General features: G+C 50.7%; 11 protein-coding genes. 4 read left to right on the top strand and 7 right to left on the bottom strand.

Annotated features, from left to right (window positions below):
• Position 1 precedes the first annotated feature (1 nt).
• Positions 2-2,578, top strand: a complete 2,577-nt coding sequence (locus tag FD07_RS01340; protein ID WP_020088462.1) for an ABC transporter permease — start codon at positions 2-4, stop codon at positions 2,576-2,578.
• Between the two features lie 369 nt (positions 2,579-2,947).
• Here the strand turns inward: FD07_RS01340 and FD07_RS01335 are convergent, their stop codons facing one another.
• Both FD07_RS01335 and FD07_RS01330 read right to left on the bottom strand, forming a co-directional pair.
• The gene (locus tag FD07_RS01335) at positions 2,948-4,372 is read right to left on the bottom strand and encodes an MFS transporter (RefSeq protein ID WP_020088461.1); all 1,425 of its coding nucleotides are present in this window, start codon (positions 4,370-4,372) and stop codon (positions 2,948-2,950) included.
• Between the two features lie 789 nt (positions 4,373-5,161).
• A complete protein-coding gene (locus FD07_RS01330; RefSeq protein WP_020088460.1) occupies positions 5,162-6,421 on the bottom strand; it encodes a D-alanyl-D-alanine carboxypeptidase family protein in 1,260 nt (419 codons plus the stop codon).
• Between the two features lie 215 nt (positions 6,422-6,636).
• Between FD07_RS01330 and FD07_RS01325 the strand changes: the two genes are divergently transcribed.
• Positions 6,637-7,086, top strand: a complete 450-nt coding sequence (locus tag FD07_RS01325; protein ID WP_020088459.1) for a CopY/TcrY family copper transport repressor — start codon at positions 6,637-6,639, stop codon at positions 7,084-7,086.
• 137 nt (positions 7,087-7,223) lie between these two features.
• A complete protein-coding gene (locus tag FD07_RS01320; protein ID WP_373878999.1) occupies positions 7,224-9,239 on the top strand; it encodes a heavy metal translocating P-type ATPase in 2,016 nt (671 codons plus the stop codon).
• Positions 9,240-9,635: 396 nt separating this feature from the next.
• Here FD07_RS01320 and FD07_RS01315 read toward each other — a convergent pair whose 3' ends face one another.
• A complete protein-coding gene (locus tag FD07_RS01315) occupies positions 9,636-10,283 on the bottom strand; it encodes a FusB/FusC family EF-G-binding protein (protein ID WP_020088457.1) in 648 nt (215 codons plus the stop codon).
• 538 nt (positions 10,284-10,821) lie between these two features.
• Positions 10,822-11,751: a DMT family transporter gene (locus FD07_RS01310; RefSeq protein ID WP_020088456.1), complete on the bottom strand. Its 930-nt coding sequence runs from the start codon at positions 11,749-11,751 to the stop codon at positions 10,822-10,824.
• 560 nt (positions 11,752-12,311) lie between these two features.
• Between FD07_RS01310 and FD07_RS01305 the strand changes: the two genes are divergently transcribed.
• Positions 12,312-12,881: a sugar O-acetyltransferase gene (locus FD07_RS01305; protein ID WP_020088455.1), complete on the top strand. Its 570-nt coding sequence runs from the start codon at positions 12,312-12,314 to the stop codon at positions 12,879-12,881.
• Positions 12,882-12,935: 54 nt separating this feature from the next.
• Here FD07_RS01305 and FD07_RS01300 read toward each other — a convergent pair whose 3' ends face one another.
• From FD07_RS01300 to FD07_RS01290, 3 genes are all read right to left on the bottom strand, one after another.
• Complete coding sequence (locus FD07_RS01300) at positions 12,936-13,547, bottom strand: sugar O-acetyltransferase (protein WP_020088454.1); 612 nt, start codon at positions 13,545-13,547, stop codon at positions 12,936-12,938.
• A gap of 100 nt (positions 13,548-13,647) precedes the next feature.
• Positions 13,648-14,646: a GW dipeptide domain-containing protein gene (locus tag FD07_RS01295; protein WP_020088453.1), complete on the bottom strand. Its 999-nt coding sequence runs from the start codon at positions 14,644-14,646 to the stop codon at positions 13,648-13,650.
• A gap of 162 nt (positions 14,647-14,808) precedes the next feature.
• Positions 14,809-16,227 (bottom strand): C69 family dipeptidase, encoded by a 1,419-nt coding sequence (locus FD07_RS01290; protein WP_020088452.1) that lies wholly within the window; start codon positions 16,225-16,227, stop codon positions 14,809-14,811.
• Positions 16,228-16,509 lie beyond the last annotated feature (282 nt).

Genomic DNA, 16,509 nt, shown 5'->3' with positions numbered 1-16,509 from the left:
TATGACAAAAAGTTATGTCAAAGCCATGTTCCGAGAGATTGGTCGCTCCAAGGCGCGTTTTCTCTCGATTATGTTGATCATCTTTCTCGGTGTCGCCTTCTATACCGGTATCCGAGCGACCGGGCCGGACATGCTGCAGGCCGCCGATGACTACTACGCCACCCAAAAACTAGCGTCGAACAGTGTCCAGTCCACGGCTGGTCTCACCAAACAAGATTTGGCCGTCTTACACCAGCATCGTAGCCAGATTGCCTACCAGGCCGTGAAGTACCTCGACATCAATCAGCTCAATAACAACCAAACCGTCCGGGTGGCCGAGGTGCCCGCCAAGCAACGGGTCAACCGGCTAACGGTGGTCAGCGGTCACCTGCCGCGCAAGGCCAACGAGATCGTCCTTGACCAGCAGGCCCGGACCCTCCAGCCCCATTTAAAATTAGGGTCGACCTACAAGATCGCCACTACCGCTAAGTTGAACAGGTCCTTTAACCGGCGGACATTTACGGTCGTTGGCTTCGTTAACTCTCCTCGCTACATCGAGAAGACGACTCGGGGCGTTACGACCGTTGGCAAGGGCACGCTGGACTATTTTGCCCTGGTCAAACCGGGGACGCTAACACAGAAGGTCGCCAGCCGCATCGACGTTCAGTTCAAGAACCTTGCGGCCGTTGCCCCCTACTCCGCAACGTACAAGCACCGTCAACGGGTCAACACGGCGAAACTAAAATCCTGGCTCAAACCCCAAGCAGCGAAACGCCAAGCCCAGCTTCAGCGACAGGCCCGCGCACAGTTGGCGCCACAGGTCCGGCGGGTCAGTCAGCTAAGCCAACAACTCCCAGCCAACTCGCCAATCCTGATCAAAGCTCAGGCGCAGATCAAGCAGGCGCAGACAAAGATTGCTGCGATTGGCCAGCCCACCTACTTCTACACCGGTCGATCCGCTAATCCCGGTTACAGCGAATATCACGAAAATACGCAACGGGTCGTGGCCCTGTCCACGGTCTTTCCACTCTTTTTCATTGCCATCGCCGCGCTGATCTGCCTAACGACCATGACGCGAATGGTTACTGAACTGCGGATTCAAATGGGGACGCTCAAAGCCCTCGGCTACAGCAATCTCGCCATTGGCAGTGAGTTTATGCTCTATGGTGGATTAGCCAGCCTGCTGGGAACGCTCCTGGGCGTAGGCTTCGGGGTCAATTTCTTCCCCCGGTTCATCGCACAAGCCTATGGCAGCATGTACAATCTCCCCGCCATCAACGTTCAGTACCTCTGGACGGACATCCTGATTGCACTAGTCATCGCGCTGGCCTGCACCATGGGGAGTGCCGCCATCGTTCTGCGCGTTGACCTCCACAGCACCCCCGCCACGTTGATGCAACCCAAGGCACCCAAGGCCGGCAAGACCCTGTGGCTGGAACATTGGCACGGTCTCTGGCGGCGTTTGAGCTTCAATCATAAGGTCACGCTGCGAAATCTCTTTCGTTATAAGCAGCGCCTGCTGATGACGGTGCTGGGCATTGCTGGCTGCATGGCGATGATGATCACCGGCTTTGGTTTAAAGGATTCCATTGGCGACATCAGCGTTAAACAGTTCAATCAACTCTGGCACTACGACGCCATCGTCGTGCGTAACGGCACCCAAACGACTCAGCAACGCCGCGCCCTGCACCGCCAGTCGTTATACAAGAACGACCTAGTCCTCAAGCAATCACAAGTGACCGTGGAACGTGCGGGCGTGGCTAACCAAACGGCCACGTTGAGCGTCCCCCAACGGCCGCAACAACTGAAGAAGTTCGTCGTCCTGCGTAACCGCCAGAGTCACCACGCTTACACTCTCAACGGCCAGGGCGCCATCATCGATGAAAAGTTGGCCAAACTCTACGATGTCAAAGTCGGCGACCAACTGCCGCTCAAGCTGGGCGATCACGCCATCAAGCATGTTCGAGTGGCGGCCATCGCGGAGAACTACGTCAATCACTTCATTTATCTGTCGCCACAAGCTTATCACCATATTTTCGGGCAACACCCCGTCTACAACGGCAATCTGGTTCAGTTCAAGCATCACGGGCAAACGGCCCAGAACCAATTTGCTAGTGACCTCCTGAAGACCAAGGGGATGCTCAACGTTAGCCTACTGAGTACCGAGAAGAAAAACAACTTCCAGATGCTGGATACCATGGATCTAGTTGTCGTCATCTTCGTGGTCGCTGCCGGGGCATTGGCGCTGGTCGTTCTCTACAATCTGACCAACATCAACGTTTCTGAACGGATTCGGGAGCTCTCGACGATTAAAGTGTTGGGCTTCTACGACAGCGAGGTCACGATGTACATCTTCAGAGAAAATCTGATTCTAACGGTCATGGGCATCTTCTTTGGTTGCTTCATGGGCGACTGGCTCCACAGTTACATCCTGAATACGGCGGAGATTGACAGCCTGATGTTCTCGCCGGACATTCACCCCGTGAGTTACGGGTACTCGGCGCTTCTGACGCTGGCCTTTAGCTTGCTGGTGATGTGGCTGATGCACCGTAAGCTGAAGCGCATCAACATGCTAGATGCTTTGAAATCAGTGGACTAACTAAGTTTCGCCTCCGGCTGGCAGGGATTCCGCCTGCTGTGGGGATCGGTCCAAGCCAAAGTGCGGTCTTGGACCTCGACTTGAAACCTCGCATAAATCGGCGAGTTTCCAAGCTCGTCCCATGGTGTAAGCACGGGAAGAACCAAACGCCCGTCCTAACACCATCGTCACGGCTGGCTACACCCTGCCCTCCTGCGACTACGCTTGGTTAACCCGTCTATTTTCCAATCTGCTGACTAGTTTTACTTCTATGCAACCAACATCACAACTCACAAAACTTCAAACCACAGAAAAAGTCGTGCCTACCATTCAAAACAGAATGGCGAGCACGACTTCTTTAGACTTATTTACTTTTTTAAACCGATCTGCTTACTTAGCTTCTTCTTCCTCTTCAGCGTTTTCAGAGTGAATTTCAGCTAATTTGGCAGCGTTGGCGTTCACGCGCTTCTTACTCAATGGGTAGAAGAACAGTAAGACCAAGCCGGCCAGTAACAGACAGAAGGTTGGTACCCCAGTCGCTAACGTGTAGATGTGGTTAACAACGGTCGTGGTCTGTTGTGCACCACCACCAGTAGAGGACTTGTAACCGATGAAGGTCAACATGAACCCACCGAAACCACCGGCGATAGCTTGGGCAACCTTACGAGCAAACGAGTTAACACCATAAACCACACCATCTTCACGGACACCCGTTAAGACTTCGTGATTATCGATAACATCGGTGATGAAGGCCCAAACCATCAGGTTGAAGACCCCGGCACCTAAGGAACCGAAGAACAGCATTACCAGGTAGAACCCGGCGCTTTGTGTCCGAATCATCATTAAGGCCCCGTAAATTGCGGCACCGATGAACAAGGCAACGATAGAACATTCCTTACGACCAAACGTCCGCGTCATCCAGTTACTGAATGGGGCTAACAGAATAACTGTCGCAAAGTTGAAGACCAACGCGATACTCAAGGCCTTCGTATCCTTGAAGTAGTCGTTGAACAGGTACGTTAACAGCGTCCCTGATAAGTTTTGGTTGATAACGATTAAGATATCAACAAGAACTAAGACAATCAAAGCCTTGTTTTCAAACAAACCCTTAACCAAACGTGCTAATGGCACCTTTTCAGACTTTTCAGTCCGCACACGTTCAGTCGTTAAAGCAGTCGTTAACGTGTAGCAAGCCCAAGCGATGAAGGCACAGCCAACAACGACCCAGAAGAAGCGGTTCCCAGAAATCTTTTGGGAAGCCCCAACGTAAATGATCAGTGGTAAGACGTAACTAGTCAGCGCACTACCAACGGCAGAACCGATGGCACGGAACGTCGACAGTGAAGTCTTATCGTTAGGATCCCCACTAATTGCGGAAGCCATGGACCCATAAGGGATGTTAACTGAGGAGTAGAAGATCCCCCATGATAAGTACGTGATGAAGACGTAAGCCAAACGTGCTGGCATTGCCCAATCCTTAACGATTGGCACGAATGTCAAGATGAAGGCAATCATCAATGGGTACTTCATCCGGTTCATCCAAGGCTGGAACCGGCCACTCTTATGTAACTTACTGTTATCGACGAATCGCCCAACCATGATATCGGCAAAGGCATCGACGAACCGAGCAGTCAAGAACAAGATACCAACTTGAGCCCCAGTTAAACCGAGGACGTTGGTGTAGAAAATCATTAAGAACGAGTTGATAACGTTAAATGAGAAGTTATTCCCAATATCACCAAACATATAACCGATACGGTCTTTTATATTGAAAGGCGCGGCATCGATGGTAACCGTTTTTTGTGTTTTATCCAATTTTCCTGACACTTCCTAAAAATTATATATAGTCTAAACGTGCGAAATAAGGGCTTAACTGAACGCTGTGGTAATCCTAGCTAGGGTTTTTACGGTAACGCTCTTCTTGTATAACTAATATACAAGTTAGGTTCAGCGTACCACGTGTAGAAATCGCTTTCAAGCACAAATTAAAAAAATTATGTGAATTGGTAGTCGATTCACCACCAGTTTATGTGCCTTCATATACTGATACATCAACGTTTATCATGATGCGTGCACTTGTGATAAATTTCAAAATAAAAATGTTTCCGCTTTCACTAAAAGCCAAGATTCAGCCGGATTTTCTTTCTGATATACCACCTAAGTCTTAAATCGACCGGCTATGACATTTTTTAGGTCGTAATCACCGCTTCAAAATTCGGAATGACTACTAACTGTCTCCCCCAACACTTAGCTACCGACTAGTCCACCGTCGGATGAAGCCAGATTGACCGCCAGTTCTAGTAACTATTGCATTATCGTTGAAGCTTCCCTAACAACCCTGACGTCCTACCCGCTTTATTCACAGTTTTTTTGGAAAAAGCAGTCCATTTTTTCTGAAAATCCACCATATCTCTCCCATGAATTTCATCATAAAGTAGTCCGGACGAATTCTGCATATCCGGGATAAATCAGACCGTTCAATGACCCACTAGATACCATCAACAGGTTAGATGATAATATTTTTCTTCCTATAAGTAACGCCATCAAAAAAGAACCGAGACAACCGTCCCGATTCCACTTGATCATATTGAGTTGGTTTAACCGTTAAAACAAACTTGCCACCGGTTGCTTCAACGCCGTCAGAAGTTGATCAGTCGTTGACTTCGCTGTGAACACGACCCGCTCAGCAAATAAAGTCGCCGTTTGGTCGGCACGATACGTAATCTGTTGGGCGGCCCCGGTCTGCGTATCGGTGACCGTGGCCTGAGCCACCGGATCACCAACATTGACCGTTCCCGAACTCAGCTGCGCCGGTGTCAATTTGGTCTCAACCTTCGTTTCTAAATTGGTCGTCTTGTCCTGATACCAGACACCGGCCTGTGAAGCCATCGGTGTCGCCGTTACGGTCGTGGCTAGGCCATTGGCCAACGCAATCCGTTGTGCGGTCAAGGAGGTCGTCTCCAAACTATACTTCTGCTTTAGTTGCTTAATTAGCTTATTCATGGCCGAGAACGTCGTGTCCCCACCCAGAATCGTTGCCACCATGCGTTGGCCATTAACTGTATAGGTCGCCGTAAAGCATAGCTTGGCATTCTCAGTATACCCGGTCTTCAGCCCATCGATGCCACTGTCCTTCTTATACTGAGACTTCCCGGGCAGACAACTGTTTTCATTGAAAATCTTCGTCCCATTGATGCTAGCCTCCGTTTGACTGGCAATCTTGGTGATATCCGGGTCAGCCTTCAACAATTGCTGGGCGACCTTCGTGATGGCCTTGGCGGAAACCAGGTTCTGTTCATTCTTCCCGGTATCGGGCAACACGAGGTCGAAATCCTTAAGGTCAGAGTTATCCAGTCCGGATGAACTGATAAAGTGGGCTTCTAGCCCCCAGTCCTCACTCTGCTGATTCATCAGCGCGATAAACTTCGCATTGTTGCCAGCGACGATCTCGCCCAATTCCGTAGCCGCACTATTAGATGAAGCAATCATCGCCGCAGCAACTAGTTGCTTGACCGTAAATTTTTCTCCCGCCTTCATCCGTAACGAGGAATAAGCGTAACTATGACTTAATTTTAAAAGGTTTGACGGCATCGTAACCTCTTCATCCCAGCTGAGTTTTCCTTCATTAATTGCTTTGACGGTGAGGTAAACCGTTAATAATTTAGATAATGAGGCAATTGGGTACCGTTTATCAGCATTTTGCTGGTAAAGAACCTGGCCACTGTTGGCATCCATGACGTAAGCGGCGCGCGCCGGTACCTTACTGACCGTCTTACTTGCCGCTTGGGCTGGCGTTGGCGCCAAGATAGTGGCAATCAGGCCGATGATCGCAATGCCGCGTAACCAGCGTTTTAAAAGAACCACAGGTAAATAAGCTCCCTTCGTGAACTAAACTTATCTTTCAATTATACAAAGTCTCGGCGCTAACACCACGATTATTGGGAAACTTCCACAAATTTTAATTACTTATTAGTGAATTTGTAATCGAATAGAAACTTCGTTCTTGACACTTTACGTTTACAGATGTAAACTCTAATCATCAATTAAAACTACAACCGTAAACAAAGGAGTGACTCATCATGGCAATTACCGAAAATACCGAAGTTACCGAAACCATTACCAACGCCGAGTGGTGTGTGATGCGCATCGTCTGGACGCTGGACGAAGCCGACAGCCACACCATCATCGACTTAGTCAGTCAGCAACACGACTGGAAAGCCGCAACGATTAAAACCCTGATTGGCCGGCTCGTCAAGAAGGGCGCGCTCGCTACCACGAAGAATGGGCGGCAATTTATTTACACCCCGCTCATCCCGGAGCAGACCGCCATGGATGCGGCACTCACCGGGCAACTCGATCAGATGTGCGCGATGTGTCGAGGCCAAGCCTTCGTCCACGCCATTGATCAGACTGAATTGAGCCAAGCAGATATCCAAGAATTAATTACGCATTTGCAAGAGAAACTGGCCACAGCACCCACCATGATTGCGTGTGACTGCCTGCCAGATGGTTACAAAGGGAGTTGTTAACGATGAAAGAAAATGAACGACACTTGGGGATGACCCACATGAATATGGACCATGACATGAAGGGCATGGATCACAGTCAGATGTCCCACCATGACATGGCTGGCATGGCGATGGGCCCCGGCCACGATCACCAGGATATGAGCAACATGGATATGAGCCATATGGATATGGACATGGGCGATGGGCACATGATGCACATGGGTAATCTGAAACGCAAGTTCTGGGTCTCCCTGATTCTCACGATTCCCGTGATCCTGATGCCCCCGATGATGGGGATGACGTTGCCCTTCCAATGGATTTTTCCGGGTAGCGATTGGGTCGTCGCCATTCTTGGCACGGTCCTCTTCATTTACGGTGGCGCACCCTTCTTCAGCGGTGCCAAGGCCGAGATTCAGATGAAGCGCCCCGCCATGATGACCCTGATCAGCATGGGGGTCGGCGTGGCCTACATCTACAGTATCTACGCCGTCATCGCTAACAACCTCTTTCATGTAACACCAACCGTCAATAACTTTTTCTGGGAACTCTCCACGTTGATCGTCATTATGCTGTTGGGTCACTGGATTGAAATGAATACGGTCATGAATGCTGGTTCCGCTGTTGAGGCGCTTGGCAAACTTTTGCCACAGGATGCGCACGTCGTCGACAACCAAGGTAACACGACTGACGTCCAACTGAGCGACCTGCAAGTTGGGCAAACGGTGGCGATTCGCGCTGGTGAACAGGTGCCAGCCGATGCTTTAATCTTAGATGGTAGCTCGGACATCAACGAATCACTGGTAACCGGTGAATCTAAAGCTATCCGTAAAACCATCGGCGATCGGGTTATCGGCGGGTCCGTCAACGGCACCGGAACGATCACGGCCAAGGTCACAGGGACCGGGGACTCCGGCTACCTGGCTCAAGTGATGAAGCTCATCAAGGACGCTCAGAATTCCAAGTCCAAGTCCGAGAATCTTGCGGACCGCGTGGCCGGTTGGCTCTTCTACGCTGCCCTCTTTGCCGGGATTCTCGCCTTCATTGTTTGGCTGACCGTCGCTGACTTAGCGGTTGCTCTGCCAGTTGCTGTCGCCGTCTTCGTCATCGCCTGCCCCCACGCACTGGGCTTGGCTGTACCCCTGGTTGTTTCACGGAGTACTGCCTTGGCCGCACAAAATGGCCTGTTGATTCGTAACCGAAACGCTATGGAACAAGTGAAGAAGATCAAGTTTGCTCTAATGGACAAGACTGGAACGCTGACAATGGGTGAATTCAAGGTCAACCACTTGGTCAGCTTCGATGCTCAACACAGTGAGGACGACGTTTTGAGCCTGATGGCCAGCCTGGAAAAGGGTTCAAGTCACCCGCTCGCTACCGGGATCTTAACTGCCGCTAAGGGCAAGGATCTGACCTTCGCTGCTGCGACCGATACTCGCCAAGAAACTGGCATGGGACAATTCGGAACGATTGCCGATACCACCTATGGCGTCGTCTCTGTGAACTACCTCGACCAACATCACCTCGACTACGACCATGAGCAATTTACGAAATTTGCCGCCGAAGGTAACTCCATCAGCTACTTGGTTGCTGGCGATGCCGTTCTCGGCTTAGTCGCACAGGGTGATCAGATCAAGCCAGCCGCCGCAACTCTGGTGGCTTCGCTGAAGCAGCAAGGAATCACACCAGTTATGTTGACCGGTGATAATCAGGAAACGGCCACCAAGGTTGCGGCCTCCGTTGGGATTGACGACGTCCAGGCCCGCCTACTACCAGAGGATAAGGAACGACTGGTCCAACAGTATCAAAAGGATGGCAAGGTCCTCTTCATTGGAGATGGCGTCAACGATGCACCTAGTCTAGCGCGCGCTGATATTGGAACCGCCATTGGTTCCGGAACCGACGTGGCAATTGAATCCGCCGACATCATCTTGGTCTCCAGCGATCCTGCCGATGTCATTCAGTTCTTAGACTTGGCACGGGCAACCCACCGTAAGATGACTGAAAACCTGTGGTGGGGAGCTGGCTACAACCTGATTGCCATTCCACTGGCAGCCGGCGTGTTGGCACCAATTGGTTTCCTGCTGAACCCAATGGCGGGGGCGGTTGTGATGTCATTGAGTACGATCATCGTCGCCATCAACGCCATGACTCTCAAGATTAAAACGGTCGCTTAGATGGTTAGTCATGATCGTCTGCGGTAGCCAGGGATTCCGCCGCTGTGGGGACGTTCCAGCCTGAGAAACGGGCTTCCAACTCGACTTGAAGCCACGAAGAATCACGTGTCTTCAAGATCGCCCGTGCTGTAAACTGGCAAGAAACGCCAGTTTACACCACCTCCACGGCTGGCTCCATCCCTAGCCACCTCCGACTAAGATTGATTTTTATCATCTTGGCCGTTTAACTCCAGAGTCACTCAGTCTGAATAGGTCACCAAATTTCCTATATAATATCGTTGGTTACCTTCAACATTTAAACCAACACCAAGTACCGCAATTCCCTAAGCACTGGGAATTGCGGTACTTTTAATTTAAAAGAGGACCACCATTGGCAGTCCTCTCGGAAGTTAACGTTTAGCGTTTCGGTCGCACGATTTCTAGGAAATCAGCGAGTGGTTGTGGGTCGATCAGTTGGCGGTTACACTGGGCGCTGTCGCGGCAGATGTAATTACCATTTCGTGTGAAGGTCCCCAGACCAGACTTCTTGGTCGTTGAGACGAACAGGGAAACATTGCCGATTGTTTGGCAAATGGCACAGACGCCTTTAACGGTCTTGGGGCCCATGTCTCCCTGAATCCCAATGAGTCGGTCCTGATACGGCGCTACCAGATACTTTTTCTGGCTGCCCCCATCATTCCAACCGAGATAGGTCAGTTCGTGTAAATCAACACCAGCCCATTCCGGTTGCTTTAATTTCTTCACCTTACGGAATAGCTTGCTCAGCTGTTTTTGGCTCAGACTTGGGAACGGCACTACCAGCGGCTCGATGGTCGGTAGTAGTTTAGCTGCGGCCTCACGCGTTAAGCGGTCGGGCTGTAGTTGCTGTAAAAAGTCTTGCGCGATGGGCTCATCTGCCGGCAAGTGACTCGCGATATTCTCAACCGTGGTATCGCGGACGACTCGGCGCATACGTTTGTCATTAACGGACAGGTAGGCACTGACGAGGGCGTTGACTTGCTGGGTGATATAACTATATTCGTAAGCGGTGATTGTTGGTTCCATAACTATTTCTTCCTTCCAGATTTAAACCAGACACTTCTCTGAAAGGTTTTGCAGAAAAGTGTCGCTAACAGCCAGCACTCTTCCGTACAAATAACGATGCCATCATCGTCGATCATCTCCTTGTATTCAGCAATTTAGCTGAATTGTTCATAAGTATACCGAACCCGTTGTGGAAAAGCAAGATTCATTTTCATCTGTTTTCGCAATCAACCCCAACTTATCAATTTCCGCATCAAAAAAGGCCACGCAGTATCTTCTGCGTGACCCACTTTTTAAAATTTCAAAAATCCCTTACCTCAACTTAAAGTCAAGAGTAGTAACTAGCCGAAGGCAGTCAGGACGCAGACAGCTGTGACGACGGTGTTATCCCGGGCGATTGGACCTTCCCGGGGCTACACCGTGGGACGCGTTTGAAAACTCACATGAACTTCGTGAGGTTTCAAACCGAGCCGGAAGCCCATTTTGGGGCTGCAGGCGGTCCCCACAGCAGGCGGAGTCCTGACCGCCACAGGCGACAACTGATAGTCTCGATGTTAAGTTACTCAGTCCGGAAACTGCGGAGGAAGTTGATCATCTTCCGGCCATTCAAGGACAACGCCATGACTGCGAGGATAATCAGCATACCGCCAAACAAGTCGTAGTTGGTCAGCTGAACGTTGAGGAATGCCACGGAAAAGACCGTTGCTGCTAACGGTTCGAAGGCATCCAGCAAGCTAGCCGTGGTCGGCAAGATATAGCCCAGCGCGTGAGCGAACATCAAGAACGGAATTACCGTCCCCAGAATGATGATCACTAAAATCAGAGCCAACTCCGCGCCAGTCAAGGTCACGTGATCCTGCCAAACCGGGCCAAAGACGTTCAGACAAATACCCGCAACCAGCAGTCCCCACCCGGTCACGGAAACCGCGCCAAATTTGGGCAATAAGGGCCGTGGCAGTAACGTGTTCGTCGCCACTCCGATAGCGGATAACCCGCCCCAGAACAAGACGACTGGCGAAATGGCCAAACTATTCAAATGGCCGTGGGTCACAATCAATAACGTCCCGAAGAAGGCCATGATCATCCCCAAGGCTTCCGGCCGCGTTGGCGTGACATGTTTAAATAGAAGAAAATAGATACTGATGATGAACGGTCCCAGATACTGGATGATGGTCGCAATCGGTGCGTTCCCAAACTTCACGGCCTCAAAGTAACAGAGCTGGACCGGCACCAACCCCAGTAAGCCATAGCTGACCACTCGTAAGGCTGTCGCCCGTTGACGCCAGATGGCAAACGGTTTTACCCCCGCAAACTGACCGAAGACTAGCAGAATCATCCCGGCCGAGATCATTCTGACTTGAGTCAGCCATAGAGCGGTGATGTGAGGGTTCAGCATAAACAAACTGCTGGCCGCTACCCCTGAGATTCCCCAGAGGATACACGCTACACTAGCCAAAAGCACGCCGCGTAAATGATGTTGACGGTTCATCGTGGCCACTTCCCGTTAGTAACTGAATTTAAATTAAACATTCCCTAATCCCTCTTATTCACGTAAAATTAATCGTCCACTGCCCATTATAGCAAAGGGTTTTGCAGGACCTCTAAGGAAAGTACGTTTACTCACACGATTATAATTTGGAATCGCTTCACTCTAACGGTCCTATTAGAAACTGACTAAAAAGGCTCCCGCCTTCGCGGAAGCCTCGCTGACCCAGCCACGAATAGTTATCAGCATTGACCATGATGGTAGCCGCCCGACATTATCCGTTTTATATTTTTAGCTGAGCACAAACTCCGGAAGACAAGCTTCTCCGCAGCTTTGACGATTATTGTATGCCATCTCGCCATAGAACACCCCGTCAAAGGTCCCAGTTAGCTTAGCGAAGAAATTAAATCCCACCACTACTACGCCCAATAATCATCCGCTACCTAGATATTTTTAACGGCGGACAATTCTACTTGCCAGATAAATGTTAGCGTTTGCAATTAATCCGTACAAATATTCTTATTTATGCTACAATAATCGAAAAGACCTGGAGGCTATATCCTATGAAAACCGAAAAAGAAAAGTTTATGGCGGGCGAGCCCTACAACATCATGGACCCCGAGCTTGCAGCTGAGGAGACCAAAGCCCGGCGACTCTGTAAGATCATGAACGAACTAGATGACACGGCCGCTACCGAGAAGGAACATGTTATTCGGCAGCTCTTCGGTTCCGTTGGCAAGACGCCCTGGGTGCAACCTAACTTCCGCTGCGACTTTGGTTATAACATCCACGTCGGTGACGCCTTCATGTGCAACTACGACTGTGTTATCCTGGACGTCGCTCCCGTCACCATCGGCGACCATTGTATGATCGCACCCCACGTTCAGATTTACTCCGCCTATCACCCCTTGGACCCAGCCGGCCGCGATGCTTTCGTTGGTCTCGGCAAGCCCGTGACGATTGGCGACCACGTCTGGATCGGTGGCGGTTCCGTCATCTTGCCTGGCGTGACGTTAGGAAACAATGTCGTCGTCGGCGCCAACTCCACCGTCACGAAATCCTTCGGCGATAACGTTGTCTTAGCCGGAAGCCCCGCCCGCGTTATTCGTGAAAACGTTCCAACTGAAAACTAAATTAGCTCATGCGAAAGGGACTAGCCAATCGGCCAGTCCCTATTTTTATCAAAATTAACGTAGTAGTCGGGCCACATCGTCCCGCTTAGCCTGCGAAGCGCCAATGGGCGGCAGGCGTTTAATTACCTGAGCTGGCACACCACCAACTAAGACGTTGTCCGGCACATCCTTCGTCACAATCGCCCCGGCAGCAACAACCACATTGCTCCCAATCGTGACACCGGGCATGACGGCCACCTTGCCACCAATCCAGACGTCATCGCCAATGGTTACTGGGCTGGCCTGAGCCGTGTGGCTTCGACGATCGGTCGCCGCTAGTGGATGATTAACGGTATAGATATCCACGTTGGGGCCAATCATCACGTTGCGACCGATAGTCACTGGCGCAATGTCCAGAATTGTCAGATTATAGTTGCTCAGAAAGTCCTCGCCCACGTGAATGTTGCGGCCATTGTCGCAATTGAATGTGGCCTGAACCGAGACGCGTTTCCCATGGCTACCCAGGATTTCCTTGATCTTGGCGGTCTGGGCTGCCGGGTCAGTTGCTGGAATGCTGTTGAATTCCTGACAGAGTTCAGCTGCCCGCGCCTTCCGTTCAGCGACCGCCTTATCGAGAAAATGGTAAGGCTCGCCTGCATCCAACTTTTCAATTTCAGATTTTGCCATTAACCTTCACCTCACCCTTAGCTTAACACTTAAAACTAAGCCTCAAAATCAAAAGGGTCACCCAGAATGCTCTGGATGACCCCTTAATCTTAGTTTTTAATTATGCGATCCACCCGAGATAAACCGGAATATCGATCTTACCTTGAGGTGAAATGGTCCCCTGGTAAGTTTGCCCCTGAAGATCAAACGTCGCAACTAACTTAAACTTCAAAGTAGCCACTGGCGTGATGGCTTTGCTGGATAACAGCTTACCCGTGGCACTCCGTGTAATCTTGCGAACGGCCTTACCGTTCTCATAGGCGTAAGTCATGGTCTGGCTGTTTTGCTTCAGCATGACGACCCGCTGAATCTGATTGTTCGCCGTGGCGATACCAATCTTGATGTGACCACTCTTATCGAGCGTGGCCACCTTCTTGGTCGCCGTTAAACCATCGCGGCTCATCTCGCGCTTCATGTTGTCTGGGTAAGTTCCCTTAACAACGGCGCTAGTCGGTAACCAGCCAATGGCCTTGCCCGCGGCCGTTTCGAAGTACAAGTAGTGCTTCTTGGTCGTGGTCGTCAACGACTGCACAGCGTAGATCGTCTTGTAGCCATAGCTACTGCCAAAGTGGTTGGCAGCCGTGATACCCAACGTCTTCGCTGGCATGTTCCAGAAATCATGGGTCGTCGTTGGCGTCCAGTAGGCCGTCTTCTTAATTGACTTCATCTGAACGATCTGCTGGTGGAATTTTAGCTTACTCAGGGCAACGTAACCCCCGGTAATCTTCGTAGCTGCAGCCCCCTTAGATTCCGCCACTTGACCGTGCTGAAGCTTTGTGGCCGTCACATTGGCCAACCGTACGTAGCGTTTGCCATTAATGGTCACCACTTTATCCACGGTCCAATGTTTCTTCGTGCTCAGATTGGTCCCCAAAACCTTGCTGTGCGCGTACGCGGCGCGGGGGTAGCTGTAAACCTTGGTTCCCTTAGCCTTAAACGTAAATACCCGGTGCTGCGGATACGCTGGTAACGTAACCTTCTTGGCGGCTTGAGCCGTCGTCGTTGCTCCCCATAAAGCCAATCCCAGGCTTCCGGCTAAAGCGAACTTCATCCATTTCATGCGTGGTCCTCCTAGTCTGTCCTCAACTCTTACTCTTCTGAATCAAAACTCTTTCACTCTTAGCTCATTTCTAACCATTTTACTTAATTCTAGCTAATAATCAACCAATTAGAATCAATTCCAGCATAAAATAATTGCTAGCCACAACTTTCGACTGATAAGTTAAAGGTTCTGACCCTTTTCCCACGCCGTCTTGGAGAGTAGTAAGCCCTGCTTAACCAAGTCGTTGAATAACGCATGGGTCCGCTTGGAAACTTCGCCGGCGGTCTCGGCATTACTCTTGGTTAGGAAGGTCGTAGCATCCCCGGTAAGGTTAGCATCGGTAGCGGCGACCCGTGCCCGACCGTAAGATTGACAACCCTCGCGGAAGGCATTGACGCTCTCCACGAATTCGTGGAAGTGGGGTTCAATCAGGACGGATAAGGTCTTGTTCAACCAGTACACGTTGTCCACGGAAACTTCGGTCGTGGTGTTCTTGTAGTCTTCTGGCGTGTCGTTGATGTTGGTGAAGAATGGCACGTATGGCGCGTAGGCGAAGAAGCCCATGGCAATCCATTGAATGGCCGCGTGGTCATCGTCAACGTCATTTCTGATCTGGAGGATTGAGGAGCATTGGTTCCGGTCCATAGCGATTGGCCGGTACTTTCTCTGGTCATCGGCTGAGCCGGAAGCAAACGTCCCGAACGGATCGTATGGCGTACCATTGTAGTGAGAAGACAAGAAGAATTCAACGTCTTCAATCGCAATCTTCTTGCTTGGTTGGCGGGTAAACGGCATATCTTGGTCGGTCGGTTGTTGATCCGTAACTTCCGGATTGAACAACTTCTGGCCGTACCAAGTCCGTGGCGTGTTGTAGTAAGCATCGTCTTCCCCGTGAGTCCCGAAGATCTCGCGGAAGTTAAACGTGCCTGGCGTTGGATTCAAGTGATACTTGGTGACAAAGTCGACGAGGTCGGTCGCCACTAAGAAGTTGTCAGAATCGTCCAAGTTGACTTCCTGCATCAAAGTTTGGTTTGGCGCAATGGCGTAGCTATCTTCAGGTAACCGCATGGCTGCCCAATGATGACCCCCGGCCGTTTCCAAATACCAAATTTCGTTCTTATCATTGAAGGCAATACTGTTGCTTTCGCCGGTTCCGTACTTTTCCAATAAGGCTCCCAAACGTTGGGCACCTTCCTTGGCAGTCTTCACGTACGGCAGAACCAGTGTGATCATGGCCTCTTCGTTGATGCCATCGTTAACTAATGGGTCGTAACCCAGGACGCGCGCGTTGGTCGCCGTCGTTTCGGTTGCGCTCATCCCCACGTTAAACTCGTTGATCCCAGCTTCTTCGTATTGGCCGTCACTTTGATCGGCTTGCGGAGTGCCCGTGTAGCGGTAAGCGTGGTCGGGCAAGGGCACGTTGACGCCAGTAACTGCCGAAGTAAACGTTGCTTGCTTTTGGTCCGTGGCGGGATGCACCACAAACTTGATGGGATTAATTGGCCCATAGCCATCCTCGTTACGCGCTACAATCGTGGAGCCATCCATGCTGGCGGCTTTACCCACTAAAATCTCGGTACAATCGGAACTTTTCTTCACAGTGTTCCGCCTCCTTTGCTTACCAGTATAGGATTATCGGGTGCTAAGGGCTAGGGATTTCGATAAATTTTGCGAAATAACTGGTGACCAGCTGCAGACGCGCTGAAATAACACGCAATTAGTGACGACGTTTCACTCAAAACTGTAAAAAAAGCGCACCCCGCTCCTAGATATGGAGGGGATGCACTCGTATTCAATTTCATTGGTTAAATCTAACGCAATTCATCGTAACGGCAACATCTGACGAGAGGGCAAACTTTACCGCCGACACTCATCAAAGTA

It is taken from the genome of Levilactobacillus parabrevis ATCC 53295 (genome assembly GCF_001434055.1).
Lineage (GTDB): Bacteria > Bacillota > Bacilli > Lactobacillales > Lactobacillaceae > Levilactobacillus > Levilactobacillus parabrevis.
Note: the sequence above shows the minus strand (reverse complement) of the source record. Positions and strands in the feature narration are given on the sequence as shown.

Bases quoted from the DNA above. Each gene is read 5' to 3' on its own strand.
- FD07_RS01340 (WP_020088462.1), top strand. From the start codon at position 2: ATGACAAAAAGTTATGTCAAAGCCATGTTCCGAGAGATTGGTCGCTCC.
- FD07_RS01325 (WP_020088459.1), top strand. From the start codon at position 6,637: ATGGCAATTACCGAAAATACCGAAGTTACCGAAACCATTACCAACGCC.
- FD07_RS01320 (WP_373878999.1), top strand. From the start codon at position 7,224: ATGAGCAACATGGATATGAGCCATATGGATATGGACATGGGCGATGGG.
- FD07_RS01315 (WP_020088457.1), bottom strand. From the start codon at position 10,283: ATGGAACCAACAATCACCGCTTACGAATATAGTTATATCACCCAGCAA.
- FD07_RS01310 (WP_020088456.1), bottom strand. From the start codon at position 11,751: ATGAACCGTCAACATCATTTACGCGGCGTGCTTTTGGCTAGTGTAGCG.
- FD07_RS01305 (WP_020088455.1), top strand. From the start codon at position 12,312: ATGAAAACCGAAAAAGAAAAGTTTATGGCGGGCGAGCCCTACAACATC.
- FD07_RS01300 (WP_020088454.1), bottom strand. From the start codon at position 13,547: ATGGCAAAATCTGAAATTGAAAAGTTGGATGCAGGCGAGCCTTACCAT.
- FD07_RS01295 (WP_020088453.1), bottom strand. From the start codon at position 14,646: ATGAAATGGATGAAGTTCGCTTTAGCCGGAAGCCTGGGATTGGCTTTA.